Origin of the sequence: Neorhizobium sp. T25_13, assembly GCF_002968675.1 — a bacterium.
Taxonomy (GTDB): Bacteria; Pseudomonadota; Alphaproteobacteria; order Rhizobiales; family Rhizobiaceae; genus Neorhizobium; species Neorhizobium tomejilense.
Window position 1 is genome coordinate 457,013 of record NZ_PVBI01000002.1, and the last position, 15,676, is coordinate 472,688.

13 protein-coding genes are annotated in these 15,676 nt (G+C 63.6%); 12 read left to right on the forward strand and 1 reads right to left on the reverse strand.

What is annotated here, in order from left to right; translation table 11 throughout:
• The first annotated feature begins 89 nt into the window (after positions 1 to 89).
• The 8 genes from C5J22_RS05745 to C5J22_RS05780 all read left to right on the forward strand — a co-directional run bounded on the left by C5J22_RS05745 (position 90) and on the right by C5J22_RS05780 (position 8,193).
• Entirely contained in the window at positions 90 to 3,011 is a 2,922-nt protein-coding gene (locus C5J22_RS05745; protein ID WP_105437485.1) for a monovalent cation/H+ antiporter subunit A, read from the forward strand.
• Entirely contained in the window at positions 3,011 to 3,349 is a 339-nt protein-coding gene (locus C5J22_RS05750) for a Na+/H+ antiporter subunit C (protein WP_046630827.1), read from the forward strand. The genes C5J22_RS05745 and C5J22_RS05750 overlap by 1 nt, the downstream gene beginning before the upstream one ends.
• Complete coding sequence (locus C5J22_RS05755) at positions 3,346 to 4,977, forward strand: monovalent cation/H+ antiporter subunit D (RefSeq protein ID WP_105437486.1); 1,632 nt, start codon at positions 3,346 to 3,348, stop codon at positions 4,975 to 4,977. Before C5J22_RS05750 ends, C5J22_RS05755 begins: the two co-directional genes overlap by 4 nt.
• Positions 4,977 to 5,453 carry a Na+/H+ antiporter subunit E gene (locus C5J22_RS05760; RefSeq protein WP_105437487.1) on the forward strand — a complete coding sequence of 159 codons (477 nt, stop codon included), beginning with the start codon at positions 4,977 to 4,979 and terminating at the stop codon, positions 5,451 to 5,453. The genes C5J22_RS05755 and C5J22_RS05760 overlap by 1 nt, the downstream gene beginning before the upstream one ends.
• Positions 5,450 to 5,731 (forward strand): K+/H+ antiporter subunit F, encoded by a 282-nt coding sequence (locus tag C5J22_RS05765; RefSeq protein ID WP_046636911.1) that lies wholly within the window; start codon positions 5,450 to 5,452, stop codon positions 5,729 to 5,731. The genes C5J22_RS05760 and C5J22_RS05765 overlap by 4 nt, the downstream gene beginning before the upstream one ends.
• Positions 5,728 to 6,129, forward strand: a complete 402-nt coding sequence (mnhG, locus tag C5J22_RS05770; protein ID WP_205837156.1) for a monovalent cation/H(+) antiporter subunit G — start codon at positions 5,728 to 5,730, stop codon at positions 6,127 to 6,129. The genes C5J22_RS05765 and mnhG overlap by 4 nt, the downstream gene beginning before the upstream one ends.
• Positions 6,130 to 6,277: 148 nt before the next feature.
• Complete coding sequence (locus C5J22_RS05775; protein WP_105437488.1) at positions 6,278 to 7,681, forward strand: PLP-dependent aminotransferase family protein; 1,404 nt, start codon at positions 6,278 to 6,280, stop codon at positions 7,679 to 7,681.
• 128 nt (positions 7,682 to 7,809) lie between these two features.
• The gene (locus tag C5J22_RS05780) at positions 7,810 to 8,193 is read left to right on the forward strand and encodes a DUF983 domain-containing protein (RefSeq protein ID WP_105437660.1); all 384 of its coding nucleotides are present in this window, start codon (positions 7,810 to 7,812) and stop codon (positions 8,191 to 8,193) included.
• 6 nt (positions 8,194 to 8,199) lie between these two features.
• Here the strand turns inward: C5J22_RS05780 and C5J22_RS05785 are convergent, their stop codons facing one another.
• Positions 8,200 to 9,345 carry an NAD(P)-binding domain-containing protein gene (locus C5J22_RS05785; protein ID WP_205837157.1) on the reverse strand — a complete coding sequence of 382 codons (1,146 nt, stop codon included), beginning with the start codon at positions 9,343 to 9,345 and terminating at the stop codon, positions 8,200 to 8,202.
• Positions 9,346 to 9,556: 211 nt separating this feature from the next.
• Here C5J22_RS05785 and recQ point away from each other — a divergent pair, with 211 nt between their 5' ends.
• The 4 genes from recQ to C5J22_RS05805 all read left to right on the forward strand — a co-directional run bounded on the left by recQ (position 9,557) and on the right by C5J22_RS05805 (position 15,478).
• On the forward strand, positions 9,557 to 11,416 hold the full coding sequence (recQ, locus tag C5J22_RS05790; RefSeq protein WP_105437489.1) for a DNA helicase RecQ: 1,860 nt from the start codon (positions 9,557 to 9,559) through the stop codon (positions 11,414 to 11,416).
• Positions 11,417 to 11,762: 346 nt separating this feature from the next.
• Positions 11,763 to 12,794 (forward strand): ABC transporter ATP-binding protein, encoded by a 1,032-nt coding sequence (locus C5J22_RS05795; RefSeq protein ID WP_105437490.1) that lies wholly within the window; start codon positions 11,763 to 11,765, stop codon positions 12,792 to 12,794.
• Complete coding sequence (locus C5J22_RS05800) at positions 12,791 to 13,861, forward strand: ABC transporter ATP-binding protein (RefSeq protein ID WP_245440299.1); 1,071 nt, start codon at positions 12,791 to 12,793, stop codon at positions 13,859 to 13,861. Before C5J22_RS05795 ends, C5J22_RS05800 begins: the two co-directional genes overlap by 4 nt.
• A 51-nt stretch (positions 13,862 to 13,912) precedes the next feature.
• Positions 13,913 to 15,478 carry an ABC transporter substrate-binding protein gene (locus tag C5J22_RS05805; RefSeq protein WP_105437491.1) on the forward strand — a complete coding sequence of 522 codons (1,566 nt, stop codon included), beginning with the start codon at positions 13,913 to 13,915 and terminating at the stop codon, positions 15,476 to 15,478.
• Positions 15,479 to 15,676: the final 198 nt, after the last annotated feature.

Consider the following 15,676-nt stretch of genomic DNA (forward strand, 5'->3'; position numbering starts at 1 on the left):
TGGATTCGATTGCTAGATGGGGCATCCGCAGCATCTTCGCATCAGGCGCTTGGCGGATGCGCAGCACATAGGAAGGCCGGAGCATTGGGATAACGTCAGGACCATATCTTCTTCTTTTCCTGCTGGTCCTGCCTTTTCTCGGAAGCCTGGTCTCCGTATCTCTGCTGCGAACCCGTTCGCGCGTCCTGCCGTCCTGGGTGGCCGGCGCCACTGCTCTTTTGTCCATGCTGATCGTCGCAGCCTTCTATCCGCGCGTCACCAATGGCGGCGTGCTTCGCTTCGAGGGCACTTGGCTGCCGCAGCTCGGACTGAACTTCACCCTTCGCATGGATGGCTTCGCATGGCTCTTCTCCATGCTGATCACCGGCATCGGCTTTCTCGTGGTCGTTTACGCCCGTTATTACATGTCGGAAGACGATCCGGTTCCGCGCTTCTTTTCCTTCCTGCTCGCCTTCATGGGCGCGATGCTCGGCATCGTCATCTCAGGCAATGTCATTCTGCTGTCGGTGTTCTGGGAGCTGACCAGCATCTTCTCCTTCCTGCTGATCAGCTACTGGCACAACAATGCCGCGGCCCGGGACGGCGCCCGCATGGCACTGACGATCACCGGGATTGGCGGCTTCTGCCTGCTGATCGGGCTGCTGCTACTCGGCAACATCGTCGGCAGCTACGACCTCGACAAGATATTGGCCGCCGGCGACGTCATCCGCGGCCATTCCCTCTATGTGCCGGCCCTGGTCTTCATCCTGCTCGGCGCCTTGACCAAGAGCGCCCAGTTTCCCTTCCATTTCTGGCTGCCCAATGCCATGTCGGCGCCGACCCCGGTCTCGGCCTTCCTGCATTCGGCGACCATGGTGAAAGCGGGCGTCTTCCTGCTGGTGCGGTTCTGGCCGGCCCTGTCGGGAACCTACGAATGGTTCTATCTGGTCGGGCTGGCGGGCCTCATCACGCTGGTGCTCGGCGCCTATTTCGCGATGTTCCAGCAGGACCTGAAGGGCCTGCTCGCCTATTCGACGATCAGCCATCTCGGCCTCATCACCACGCTCTTAAGCCTCGGCAGCCCGCTCGCGACCGTCGCGGCGATCTTTCACATGGTCAACCACGCGACCTTCAAGGCGTCGCTGTTCATGGCCGCAGGCATCATCGACCACGAAACCGGCACACGCGACATGCGACGATTAAGCGGGCTTTTCCGGTATCTGCCGATCACCGGCACGCTTGCCATGGTGGCGAGTGCCGCGATGGCGGGTGTCCCTCTGCTGAACGGCTTCCTGTCGAAGGAAATGTTCTTCGCGGAAGCGGTCGAAACCCACGCGGATTCCATCCTCGACAGCATCCTCCCCTATGTGGCGACGCTCGCCAGCGCCTTCAGCGTCGCCTATTCGCTGCGCTTCATCCACACGGTGTTCTTCGGCCCGCCGCCGACAGACCTGCCGAAACCGAAGCCTCATGAGCCGCCGCGCTGGATGCGTTTTCCCATCGACCTTCTCGTCGTCGCCTGCCTGATCGTCGGGATCATTCCGGCGATTTCGATCGGACCTTTCCTGCATACTGCCGTCGTCAGCGTGCTGGGTCCGGAGACCCCGGAATACAGCCTTTCCATCTGGCACGGCGTCAACCTGCCGCTGATCATGAGCGCGATCGCGCTCGTCGGCGGCACGCTGCTCTATCTCTCGCTCCGCAAATATCTCGCGACCTGCGAGGACGGCCCGCCGATCCTGCGCAACCTCAAGGGCCAGCGTATCTTCGAGCGGGTTCTCGTGGAAGTGTCCTGGCGCTGGGCCCGCACGCTCGAACGGCGCTTCGGCACCCGCAATCTGCAGCCGCAGCTTCGCTGGGTGGTGGCGACCGGTTTCCTCGCCGGGCTCCTGCCGCTCTATCTCTCCGGTTTCGAAACCCGCGACATCGCCTTTTCCGGCATCGATCCAGCCTTCGCCGCGATCTGGCTGCTCGGCATCTGCCTCGCCTTCGGCACCGCCTATCTCGCCAAATACCATCGCCTTGCAGCCCTCGTCATGCTCGGCGGCGTCGGGTTGATCGTCTGCATCACCTTCGTCTGGCTGTCGGCGCCGGATCTAGCGATTACCCAGCTTCTCGTCGAGATCGTCACCACCGTCCTCATCCTTCTCGGCCTGCGCTGGCTGCCGAAGCGGACGCAGGGGATGGCCGAGTCCATCACGCTGCGGGCCCGCTTCCGCCGCTTCCGCGACCTGGCGCTCGCCGTCGTCTGCGGCATCGGCATGGCCTTCATCGCCTATGCCGTCATGACCATGCCGGTGCCCGATGCGATCGCCAACTACTTCCTCGAAAACGCCTACTCGCAAGGCGGTGGGCGCAATGTCGTCAACGTCATCCTGGTGGATTTCCGCGGCTTCGACACGCTTGGAGAGATCGCGGTGCTTGGCGTCGTGGCGCTGACGGTGTTCGCGCTGCTTCGCCGTTTCCGGCCTGCCGACGACAGCATGGACCTGCCGGAGCAGCAGCGCATCCAGAACCGTTTCGACGAGGATCGCCCGGAGCGTTCGGCCGGTGACACGGTGCGCGACTACCTGCTCGTCCCCTCGGTCATCATGACCTGGCTCTTCCCGGTGATCATCACCTTCGCCATCTATATTTTCATGCGCGGCCACGACATGCCGGGCGGTGGTTTCTCAGCCGGGCTGACGCTGTCGATCGCGTTCCTGCTGCAATATCTGGCCGGCGGCACGCGCTGGGCGGAAGATCGCCTGCGCATTCTGCCGCTGCGCTGGATGGGGGCGGGCATACTCACCGCCTCGGCGACGGGCATCGGCGCCTGGTTCTTCGGCTACCCGTTCCTGACCTCGCATTTCCAGTATGTCGAGCTGCCGCTGATCGGCAAGATGCCGGCCGCCACGGCGCTGCTCTTCGATCTCGGCGTGTTCTCGCTGGTGGTCGGCTCCACGGTCCTCATTCTCGTGGCCCTGGCGCACCAGTCGATCCGCATCAACCGCCTGCGGGCGATCGATGCGGCGCGGACGGAGGAGGGCTGATGGAACTTGTTCTTGCCACCGCAATCGGCGTGATGACGGGCTGCGGCGTCTGGCTGATCCTGCGCCCGCGCACCTATCAGGTTATCGTCGGCCTCTCGCTTCTCTCCTATGCGGTCAACCTCTTCATCTTCGGCGTCGGCGGCGTTAAGACCAATGTCCCGCCGATCCTCGTCGATGGCGTTCCCAATTCGACGCTTGCCGATCCGGTGCCGCAGGCGCTGGTGCTGACGGCCATCGTCATCGGTTTCGCGACGACGGCGCTGTTCCTTGTCGTGCTGCTGGCCTCCCGGGGGCTGACCGGCACCGACCATGTCGATGGAAGGAACGAGCCGAAATGAATGGCTGGACCCATCACCTCATCATCGCGCCGATCCTTGTGCCGCTGGTCGCCGCCGCACTCCTGCTGTTCTTCGACGAGCGCCGGCGCGTCGTAAAGGCGATGATCAGCCTTGCATCGACGCTGATCCTGGTTGCGGTCTCGCTCGCGCTGCTGCGGATCGAAAGCGGCCCGAACGATTTCGACGGCGTCTATCTTCTCGGAAACTGGGCGGCGCCGTTCGGCATCGTGCTGGTTCTCGACGCGCTGTCGGCGCTGATGTTGCTCCTGACGGCGCTGCTCTCGGTCGCCGCACTGGTCTTCTCGCTGGCGCGCTGGCATGCGGTCGGCGCGCATTTCCACACCATGGTCCAGCTTCTGCTGGTGGGGCTGAACGGCGCCTTCCTGACCGGAGACCTCTTCAACCTCTTCGTTTTCTTCGAGGTGATGCTGGCGTCGTCCTACGGATTGCTGTTGCACGGTTCCGGCCCGCTGCGCGTCAAGGCGGGCATGCACTATATCGCCGTCAACCTGGCCGCCGCACTTCTGTTCCTGATCGGCGTGAGCCTGATCTACGGCACCGCCGGCACGCTCAACATGGCCGATCTTGCAGCCCGCATCCCCGATATCGAGCCGGACCGGCGGATGCTGATGGAAGCGGGGGCGGGCGTGCTCGGCATCGCCTTCCTGATCAAGGCGGGCATGTGGCCGCTCTGCTTCTGGCTGCCGACCGCCTATGGCGCCGCCTCCGCCCCGGTCGCCGGCATATTCGCGATCATGAGCAAGCTCGGCATCTACATCATCCTGCGGCTGACCATGCTGCTCTTCGGCGAAGGACCTTCCGCCGGTTTCGGTGCGGACATGCTTCTCTACGGCGGCATCGCGACCCTGATCTTCGGCACAATCGGCGTACTGGCGTCGCAGGCGCTGGGAAGGCTTGCCGGTTTCTCGGTTCTGGTCTCGTCGGGCACACTGCTGATGGTGCTCGGCATCAATGACGGGGCGATCTCGTCCGGCGCGCTGCTCTACCTCGTCAGCTCGACGCTGACGATCAGCGCCTTCTTCATGCTGATCGAACTGGTGGAACGCGGCCAGGATGCCGGCGCGATCGTGCTTGCCGTCACCATGGAGGCCTATGGTGACGCGGACGACGACGAGCCGGAGGAGGGCGACGGCGTCACCATGCCGGGCACGATGGCGATCCTCGGCATATGCTTTGCCGCCTGCGGTATCCTGCTGTCCGGCCTGCCGCCACTTTCCGGGTTCATCGCCAAGTTCGCGATGCTGTCGGCAATGATGGGGACCGGGGCGATCGGCGTGCCGCCGACGGCGACCGTCTGGGTTCTGGTCTTTCTCGTCATCCTCTCCGGCATCGCAGCATTGATATCGATGACGCGCGCCGGCATCCGCACCTTCTGGAGTTCGCTCGAAGGAACCGTGCCGCGCGTCCTCGTCATCGAGATCGTGCCGGTGATGTTCCTGCTTTTCCTGACGCTGGTTCTGACTGTCCAGGCCGGACCCGCGATGCAGTACATGGACACCACGATCCGCAGCCTCAGCAACCCGAGGATCTACATCGACGCGGTGCGCAACGCAGCGCCCGTTGCCGATTATGACGGTGTCTCCTCGACCAACGCAGGGAGCAAGTGATGCTGCCCTATCCGCTGCTCACCTTGTCGCTGATCCTGATGTGGCTGCTGCTCAACGGCTTCACGCCCGGCCATCTCGTGCTTGGCGTCCTGGTCGCCGTCTTCGCCTCCTGGGCGATGGCGTCGCTGCGCCCGGACAAGCCGAGGCTCGCCAAATGGTACCTGCTGCCGAAACTGTTCGGGATCGTGCTCTACGATATCGTCAAATCGAATATCGCTGTGGCGCGGATTATTCTCAGGAGCGGCCGGCGAAGCCACAATCCAGGCTTCCTGACCGTCCCGCTGGACATCGAGAACCACACGGCGATTGCGGTACTCGCCGTGGTGCTGACCAGCACGCCGGGATCCGCCTGGTTGGAATACGATTCCAACGACCGAACGGTGCTGCTGCATGTGCTCGATATCGACAACGAGGCGGAATGGCGGGACACGATCAAGAACAGGTATGAGAAGCTGCTGATGGAGATTTTCGCATGAGCGCCATCATTCTCTTCAGTGCGGTTTCGATCGCGCAACTGATGCTGGCCGCGGCGATGGCGATCGCCTCGCTGCGCATGTTCCGGGGCCCAAGGGCGCAGGACCGCATCATCGGCCTCGATACGCTCTACATCAACGCCATGCTGCTCCTGGTGACCTTCGGCATAGGCACCGGCAGGGTAATCTATTTCGAGGCGGCGTTGGTCATGGGCATGCTGGGCTTCGTGGCGACCGTGGCGCTCGCGAAATTCCTGATGCGCGGGGAGGTGATCGAATGATGCAGTCTGCCGCCGACATGCCCGTCTGGGCAGCGATTGCGGTCGCGTTTTTCCTGCTGATCGGCTCCGGCCTGGCGCTGATCGGTGCGATCGGCTTCCTGCGCCTGCCGACCTTCTATGAGCGCATCCACGTCCCGACACTCGGCACCAGCTGGGGGATCGGCGGCGTCATGCTGGCCTCGATGATCTTCTTCACGGTGTCCTCGGGACGCCCGGTCTTCCACGAGCTCCTGATCGGCATCTTCGTCACGGTGACGACGCCGATTACCTTCATGCTGCTCGCCCGCGCGGCTCTCCACCGCGACCGTGCGGAAGGCAACGGCAATGTTCCGGACAAGCCGAACAGGAGCCAACCCGCCGGGGAGGATTTGGGCGAGAGCGATCCCCGGAGGGGGTAGGGCGTTCCAACGGGTCGGCGAAGGTGGGCGGCAATTGTCGACATCTCTGGTCTGCGGGGCTGCGGCGCGATGTCCGCTTTTTTCCTGATGACAGACTCACTGAGCAACAATATACAGTCAATCCAGGACTAACTATCGGAGGTCACGGATGAAGACCTGGAAGCCTGACCTCACCCGCAGCCGCTCCCCGCGATATATGGCCATTGCCGATGTCATCGAAATGGATTTGCGGAGCGGCAACCTCGTGATCGGTGATCGGTTGCCGCCGCAGCGTGAGCTGGCCAAGGTGCTCAACGTCGACTTCACCACCGTGGCGCGCGGCTATCTGGAAGCCCAGAAGCGTGGTCTGGTCAGTTCGCATGTGGGGCGCGGCACGTTCGTGACTGGTGGTGCCGACAAGGAGCGCCGGGGTTTCGTTTCCGATGCCGCGCCGGATCCACGCCGGGCCTCGATCGTCGATTTTTCCATGAACATGCCGCCGGAGCCGGACGATCCGGAACTGATTGGCCGGATGCAAGGCGGGCTAACCACCGTCGCCACCAACCTCGTGCCTTTGCTGCGTTATCAGAGTTTCGGCGGTGCCGGCGTCGACAAGGAGGCGGCGGCGGTTTGGCTCGGCAGGCGCGGCCTGGTTCCGTCACAGGAGCGTATCTTCCTCACCCCCGGCGCGCATCCGGCGCTGCTGGCGATCTTCGGCATGCTGGCAAAGCCGGGCGAGACGGTGCTGTCGGAGAACATCACCTATCCCGGCATGCGCTCGATCGCCGCGCAACTGCGGTTGACCCTTGTCGGCCTGCCGATGGATGAGGAGGGCATTCTGCCGGCAGCCTTTGCCGAGGCCTGCGAGAAGAAGAAGCCGAAGGCACTCTATCTCAATCCGATCCTGCAGAACCCGATGACGCTGACCGTTCCGGAACGGCGTCGCGAGGAGATCTGCGCCGTGGCGCGAAAATATGGCGTGCCGATCGTCGAGGACGATGCCTACGGCTTCATTCCCCTGCGCGCCCCGGCACCGCTGGCGGCGATAGCTCCGGACCTGACCTGGCATGTCGGCGGGCTTTCCAAATCTCTCGGCGCCGGTCTCAGGCTCGCCTATGTCGTCGCCCCGGATACCAGGGCCGCGTGGCCCTTCGTCAGCGCCATGCGCGCCAACAACGTCATGGCGTCGCCGCTGTCGGCAGCGCTCGCCACCCGTTGGATCGAGGATGGCACGGCCGACAACATCCTGCACTTCGTCAGGACCGAAGCGATGGCCCGACAGGCGCTGGTCGCAAACATACTGCCGCAGGGCAGCTATCGCGGCGACCCGCTCAGCTTCAACATCTGGCTGCCGTTGGCACAGGGCTGGACCCGCTCGACGTTCGGCAGCCACATGCGTTCCGCCGGCATCGGCGTTGTGGCGAGCGACGCCTTCTGCGTCGACGGCCTGGCTCCGGAAGCGGTGCGCGTGTGCCTCGGCGGCCCCATCCAGCGGCCTGCGCTCGAGGCCGCCCTGGAATTCATGGGACATGCGCTGCAAAGCTCGCCCGAAATGGCCGGCTCCTTCTTCTGATCTCGCCTCTCTGCGATCCATGGCCGGAACGCCTGCGGCATTCTGGCTAATCGACTCATTGAATGCCTCAATCTATATAATGACTGCAATCAATAGACGGTTTGATCGCTTTGCTCCCAAGGACGATGATCATGGATCACGAATGGCCTCCTCTCCCTCCCATGCAGACCGGTATCCGCGGGCGCTGCCCGCGTTGTGGCCAGGGGCATCTGTTCAACGGCTTCCTGACGCTCAACCGGAATTGCGAAGCCTGCGGACTGGACTATTCCTTCGCCGATCCCGCCGACGGCCCGGCCTTCTTCGTGATGTGCTTTGCCTGCGTGCCGAGCGTGCTTCTCGGCGTCTGGCTGGAAGTGCAGTACCAGCCGGCTTGGTGGGTTCATCTGCTGGTGACATTGCCCTTCATGCTTCTGACCTGCATTCCGCCGCTTCGGCCGCTGAAGGGTTGGCTGGTGGCGAGCCAGTATTTCTACAAGGCGGAAGAAGGAAAGCTGGTGAGACGCGCCAGCTAGGTCGCATCATTGGCCACGATTGACTGGAGCGTCGAGGAAAGTCTTCAATTCTCTCGCGGCTGCGCCGCCCGCACGGTTCGCCCCGATCGTCGAAGCGGATGGGCCGTAGCCGACCAGGTGGATGCGCGGGTCCTTGGTGACCTGCGTCGCCAGCCGACCGGTCATCAGGATGCCGCCGCTCGCCTCGCGCAGTTGCAGCGGGGCGAGGTGATCGAGCGAGCTGCGAAAGCCCGTGCACCAGAGGATCACATCGGCCCGCTGCTCGGATCCGTCCGTCCAGCGTATCCCGTGTTCGGTAATCTCGGAAAACATCGGCAGCCTTTTCAGCGCACCCCGTTCGCGCGCCGCCTGGACCGCCGGCGTGACGGGCAGGCCGGTGACCGAAACCACTGATCCCGGTGGAAGGCCCTGGCGGACACGATCTTCCACGAGCGCTACGGCAGCGCGTCCAACCTCCGGGGTGAACGGCTCGTCGCGGAATTGTGGCTCCCGTCGCGTCACCCAGGTGGTCGAGGTGACGCGGGAGATCTCGTCGAGCAACTGGATCGCCGAAATCCCGCCGCCGACCACGACGACATGCTGGCCGGCAAATTCCTCGGCAGTGCGATAATCCCGCGTATGGAGCTGCCGCCCATGGAAACGGTCAGCGCCGGGATAATCGGGAATGTAGGGCGATTCCCATGTGCCGGTGGCGTTGATCAAGCCTCGCGCCGAAAAGGCACCGCGGTCGGTTTCGACCCTCAACCGATCGCCCCTCGGGCAGACGACCGTCACCTTGACGGGACGATGGACGCGCAGATCGAAGGCGGCTTCGTAGGCCGCAAAATATTGCGGCACGGCAACGGACGCCTTAACCAGATTGGCTGAAGTATCGACCACCTCCTCGAACCGCATTCCGGGGAGGTCATGGACACGATTGGCGGTGGCCAGCGTCAAAGAAGGCCAGCGAAACTGCCAGGCACCACCAGGCTCCGGAGACTGGTCGAAGACCACGAAATCCTTGTCCGGCGCAAGGCCGAGCTTGCCCAGGTGATAGGCTGAGGACAGGCCCGCCTGACCCGCTCCGATCACGACGATATCGACCTTGACAGCCACCCGGGCGTGCTTGGGTCCGTCGTCAGCGAGGTGATCCGGTTCGGGGGCTGCAGCCATGCGGAATATCCATGCCAGTGACGGGGCGAGGGGCGGGTAGACGAGGCTTATACGGCCGCGAAAGGCGCTTCAAGCAAAACGGGCCGCAGGAGCGTCGGGAGAGTTGCCGGGCCTCAATTCATATCGGGACACCCATGGTCGAGTGCCCCAGGTGCTCGCTCTGGCAGCCGGACCTGTGCCATAGTGCGGTCCTTCCGACGAAAGCGATTCCATGCCGCCGACCCCAGACCGCATCGATCCCCTGTTTGACAGACAAGGCACGAAAAACCCGCTCGACGTGCTGAAGCGCGTGTACGGCTATTCGTCGTTCCGGGGGAAACAAGCGGCTGTCGTCGAACAGGTCGTATCGGGCGGCGATGCCGTGGTGCTGTTTCCAACCGGTGCGGGCAAATCGCTCTGCTTCCAGATCCCCGCCCTCTGCCGTGACGGCGTCGGCATCGTGGTTTCGCCGCTGATCGCGCTGATGCGCGACCAGGTGGAGGCGCTGAAGCAGCTCGGCGTGCGCGCCGCCGCCCTCAATTCCTCGCTGACGCGCGAAGAATTCGTCGACGTCCGCCGGGCGATCGCCAACGGCGATCTCGATCTTCTCTATGTGACCCCCGAGCGCATCGTCACGCCGGCCTTCAAGGAGATGATCGGCAATGCGAGGATCGCATTGTTCGCGATCGACGAGGCGCATTGCGTCTCGCAATGGGGCCACGACTTCCGCCCGGAATATCGCGAGCTCGGCCATCTCGCGGAATATTATCCGGGCGTGCCGCGCATGGCGCTGACGGCGACCGCCGATCCACACACCCGCGAAGATATTATCGACAAGCTTGCGCTCCGCTCGGCCGAGGTGTTCACCACTTCTTTCGACCGACCGAACATCGCCTACGAAATCGTCGAGCGCGACCAGCCGCGCCAGCAGCTGCTGCGTTTCCTCTCCCGCCACAAGGGTTCGAGCGGCATCGTCTATTGCCTGTCGCGCGCCAAGGTCGAGGATACGGCAGAGTGGCTGAACGGGCAGGGTATCCGCGCGCTCGCCTATCATGCCGGCATGGATCGCGGCATGCGGGATGCCAATCAGGACGCTTTCCTGAAGGAGGAGGACCTCTGCCTGGTCGCCACCGTCGCCTTCGGCATGGGCATCGACAAACCGAACGTGCGCTACGTCGCCCATCTCGATCTGCCCGGTTCCGTCGAGGCCTATTATCAGGAGACCGGTCGCGCCGGTCGTGACGGCCTTCCGTCCGATGCCTGGATGGCCTATGGCATGGCCGATGTCATCCAGCGCGGCCGGATGATCGACGGCGGCACGTCGGGCGATGATATCAAGCGCGTCGAGCGCGCCAAGCTCAATGCGCTACTCGGCATCTGCGAAACCCCCGGCTGCCGAAGGCAGGCGATCCTTGCCCATTTCGGCGAGGCGCATGGCGGTGAGTGCGGCAACTGCGACACCTGCCTCAAGCCGGTCGAAACCTGGGATGGAATCGACGCTGCCATCAAGGCGCTGGCGGCGATCTACCGGACGGGCGAGCGTTTCGGCACAGGCCACCTGATCGACGTGCTGCTCGGGAACCGGAACGAGAAGACCACGCGCTTCGGCCATGCGGACATGCCGGTTTTCGGGGTCGGCAAGGATATTCCGTCGAAGACCTGGCAGTCGGTTTATCGCCAGCTCCTCGCGGCCGGCTTCGTCAGTGTCGATCATGAGGCGTTTGGCGCGCTGAAGCTGGAAGAGGGCGCGCGCGCCGTCTTCAAGCGCGAACGCGAGGTCCGCTTCCGCAAGGACCGTCCGACGACGGGCAAGGCATCGCGAAGCGCATCGCCGAGCGCGGCAAACGCAAGATCTGCGCTGGAAGGGTCCGATGCCGAGCTCTTCGAGGCACTGCGCGTCGCGCGCCTGGGGATCGCCAAGGAGCTTTCGGTGCCGCCCTATGTCGTCTTTCCGGATACGACGCTGGTCGCGTTTGCGACCGCCCGCCCGACGAGCCGCGAAGCGCTGCTCGGCATTTCGGGAGTAGGGCAATCGAAGTTGGAACGCTACGGCGACGCCTTCCTGGCGGTGATCCGGACGCACGAGAGATAGGCCGCAACCGCGTATCAGTAGAACGTCGCCCCAACCGCCCGCCGGAGAAGCGGCGCGCAACTCTGCGGCCGAAAAATCGAGCGTGCGTCAATCACCTGCAAAACTAGGCAACAGCTCACTCCGCGCATTCGGAGGCGTGATCGCGACCTCGCGGAGCGGCAATTTTCATTCTGGCTTTCGTCATCGTGACGTGTAATGTATACATGATCAGGCTCTCGGGAGGAGTCTAAATCGCGTATCAGGATCCCTGACGGGGCTTCGGCGCGGTGAGGAGAATGCGTAGCAGCCGCCCGCATGTCACATATTGATCAAGCGGGCCGCGGACTGATAGGAGGATCAGGGCCGGATGCAGCAGCTTGCCGAGACCACGATGGCCGGCCAGGACACGCTTCTGGATATCCAGAACCTGACATTGTCACTGCGTGACCAATCGGGTTGGGTCGAAGTCCTCAACAATGTTTCGCTTTCGGTGAAGCCAAAGGAAATTCTCGGCGTCGTCGGCGAGAGTGGCTGCGGCAAGTCGATGACCGCCCTCTCCATTCTCCGGCTGCTGCCGCCGCGCGATTCTCGCCTTGGCGGCAAGATCCTGTTCGGCGGCCAGAACCTCGCCGCCTGTTCCGAATCGCAGATGAATCGCATTCGCGGCCGGCACATCAGCATGATTTTCCAGGAGCCGATGAGCGCCCTCGACCCCGTGTTCACCGTGGGTTACCAGATCGAGGAAACCCTTCAGCGGCATTTCAAGCTCAGCCGTCGGGAGGCTGCGGAGCGCGCCATCGCGGCGCTGGATTCGGTCGGCATCGCATCGCCGCGCCACGTCGCCACGCTCTATCCGATGAACCTTTCGGGCGGCATGCGCCAGCGGGTGATGATCGCCATGGCGCTGGTCTGCGAACCGCGCCTGCTGATTGCCGACGAGCCGACCACGGCTCTCGACGTAACTATCCAGGCGCAGATCATGGACCTGCTTTTGGGTCTCGCCGACCGCACCGGCACGGCCATCATGTTCATCACCCACAATCTCGGACTGGTCGCCCAGAGCTGCCATCGGATGGTCACGATGTATGCAGGGCAGGTGGTCGAGGGCGGTCCGGTGAGGGATGTCATCGCCGGCCCCCGCCACCCCTATACGGCCGGTCTCCTGCATTCGATACCCGACAGCAACCGCGCACGCGGCACGCTGCCTTCGATCGCCGGCCGCGTTCCGTCGCTGCGCCACATGCCGAAGGGCTGTCGCTTCGGGCCGCGCTGTTCCTATTCCATGCAGCCCTGCGAACTGCCCCAGAGCATCGAGAACGAGGGCATGGAGGATATCGATCGCAGGGAAGTGCGCTGCAATCGGTGGGAAGAACTCGCATTGAGAGGGGTCGGAGCATGAGTTTGAGCGCTCCTTCCGAGCAGTCGGCGCTTGATGTCGATGATCTGCATGTCACTTTCGGCAATCCTCGGCGCGGCTCGCTGATCCGCGCCGTCGACGGGGTCAGCTTCAGTGTCCGCAGGGGCGAGATTTTCGGCGTGATCGGCGAGTCCGGTTCCGGAAAATCGACGCTCGGACGTTGTCTCGTCGGCCTGCTCAGTCCAAGCGGCGGCGGCGTTCTGCATGACGGCATCGATCCGTTCAAGTTTTCCCGCCGCCAACTCAACCGCCACCGGCGCAAGTATCAGATCGTCTCGCAGGATCCGAATGCTGCTTTCGATCCGCGGATGACCATTCTCCAGAGCATCTGCGAGCCCTTGAACATTGCCGGCGAGGGGACGAAGGCTGAGCGGCGTGAAAAGGCGTTTGCGATGCTCGACCGGGTGTCGCTGTCGGCCGAAATGGCCAACCGCTATCCGCACGAGATTTCCGGCGGCCAGAAGCAGCGCGCCAATATCGCCCGGGCGCTGATGCTGGATCCGAACGTGATCGTCTGCGATGAGGTGGTGGCGGCGCTCGACGTGTCGATCCAGGCCGACATGCTCAATCTATTCGCCCGGTTGCAGGAGCAGTTCGGCCTCACCTACGTCTTCATCAGCCATGACCTGCGGGTGGTCAGCCATATCAGCGACCGGGTGGCCGTCATGTATTTCGGCAAGATCGTCGAGGTCGGCCCCGCCCACGCCGTAATCGAAACGCCGCTGCATCCCTATACGGAGGCGCTGCGCTCGGCCGAACCGGAGATCGACCCGACGGCGGCCGACGCCCGGCAGAGGATCATCCTGCAGGGCGAGATACCGAGCGCGATCGCGCCGCCGGGCGGCTGCCGTTTCCACACGCGCTGTCCGCGGGTGCGCGACATCTGTCGCACGCAGGAACCCCAGCAGCGCGAATTGCTGCCCGGGCGGCATGTCGCCTGCCATTTCGCCGAGGAGATGCTGGGCGAAAAGGAGAGGAGAAGTCTTGGTCTTGCGGAAAGGAACGCTGCCCACCAAGGCCCTGCCGGGCAGGGCGCTGACATGGTGTGACGCTGATATTGCGGCCGAACACGGCCGGTCATGGATGATGGAGGAGAAGACGTGACCACAAATTTATTTGGAAAGATACCGGATATTAGCCGTCGTTCGCTGTTGGCTGGAACGGTCGCCGCCGGCGGCCTGGCCCTGCTGCCGGCAACGGTGCGGGCTCAGGCCCCGCAACCGAGATCCGGCGGCACTCTGAGGGCCGTGATGCCGTTCAACCCCGCCGCGCTCGACCCGCTGACGGGCCGCAACAATCCCGATTTCAACGCCCTTCTGCTGATGTTCGACGCGCTGATCGGCTTTGATCCGCAGACGCTCGAACTGCAGCCGATGCTGGCGACCTCCTGGAAATTCACCGACCCGACGACGCTGGTTCTCGAACTGCGCCAGGGCGTCGAGTTCCACGACGGCACGCCGTTCAATGCCGAGGCGGTGGTCTTCCACCTGCAGCGCTGCAGCACCTACGATCGCTCGAACGTGAAATCGGATCTTGCTGTCGTCGACAAGGTCGAGGCGACCGGCCCCTATCAGGTTTCGCTTAAGTTGAAATATCCGGACGCCACCCTGCCTGCGATCCTGACCGACCGCGCCGGTCTCATCGTGTCGCCCGCTTCGGTCAAGGCTGCCGCGGGCGGCAATGTCGATCGTGCACCTGTCGGCACCGGGCCGTTCAAGTTCGTCGAATGGCAGGACAACACCCTGATCAAGGTCGTGAAAAACGCCAACTACTGGAGTGAAAAGCCCTATCTCGACGGCGTCGACATGCGCATCGTCAACGAGTTCAATACGGCCGTGCGCACGGTGACGGCCGGCGAATCCGATATCGTTCTCAACATGAGCGCGCAGCAGATGGCCGTGGCCAAGCGTGATCCGAAACTGATCGCCGAAGCGACGCCGTCGATGATCTACTACACCGCCTTCCTGAATTACGGTGAGGGGCCGCTGAAGGACGTTCGCATTCGGCAGGCGATGAACTGGGCGCTCGACCGGCCGGTGCTCAATCAGGTCCTGTGGGGCGGTCTCGGCGGCGGGCATTGCAGCATGTTCCCGTCGGGTTTCTGGGCCAACGATCCCGCGACCGAAAACTACTACAAGCTGGATCTCGACCGCGCCAAGTCGCTGCTGAAGGCGGCAGGTTTTGCAAACGGCATCGAGATTGCCACCTTCACCTGGGCCGACCAGGCGGCGGTGCAGCGTCAGGAAGTCCTGGGCGCCCAGCTTGCCGAGGCGGGTATCCGGCTGAAGGTCACTCCGGCGCAGCCGGCGCAGACGATGCAATACTTCCTCACCGAGAAGAAGGGTCAGATGCTGATGACCCCGACCGGCGGTCTACCGGATCCGGCAACCGCCTACGATCGCCAGTTCTCCGCGACGGCCTACCGCAACGCGGCCAAGATCGAGCTGCCCGGTTATCGCGAGCTGATGGATGCGTCGATGAACACGTTCGACAATGCCAAGCGCAAGGACGTGCTCCACAAGATGCAGCGTTTCGTGCTGGAAAACGCGCTGCACCTGCCGCAGTTCTCGTCTGCCGGCATCATCATTCGCACGCCGAAGGTGCACGGCTTCAACTTCAGCCTGCTGCAGCGCCCGCGCTTCCACAAGGTGTGGATGGAGGCCTGAGCCCCAAGCGATGCGATCCCCGATGCGACCGTCGCATCGGGGATCGCTCGGAACCGGAGCGCTGCGGTTTCGCCCGTGCCGCCCCCGCATCGGAAGGCAGTATTCTGCGCGTCCGGTGTTCCCGCGCCGGCCCCTGAATTGGCCGGCGTCAATTGCGGATTGACGGAGTATCGATGATGTACGGCGTCCCCGGGATGG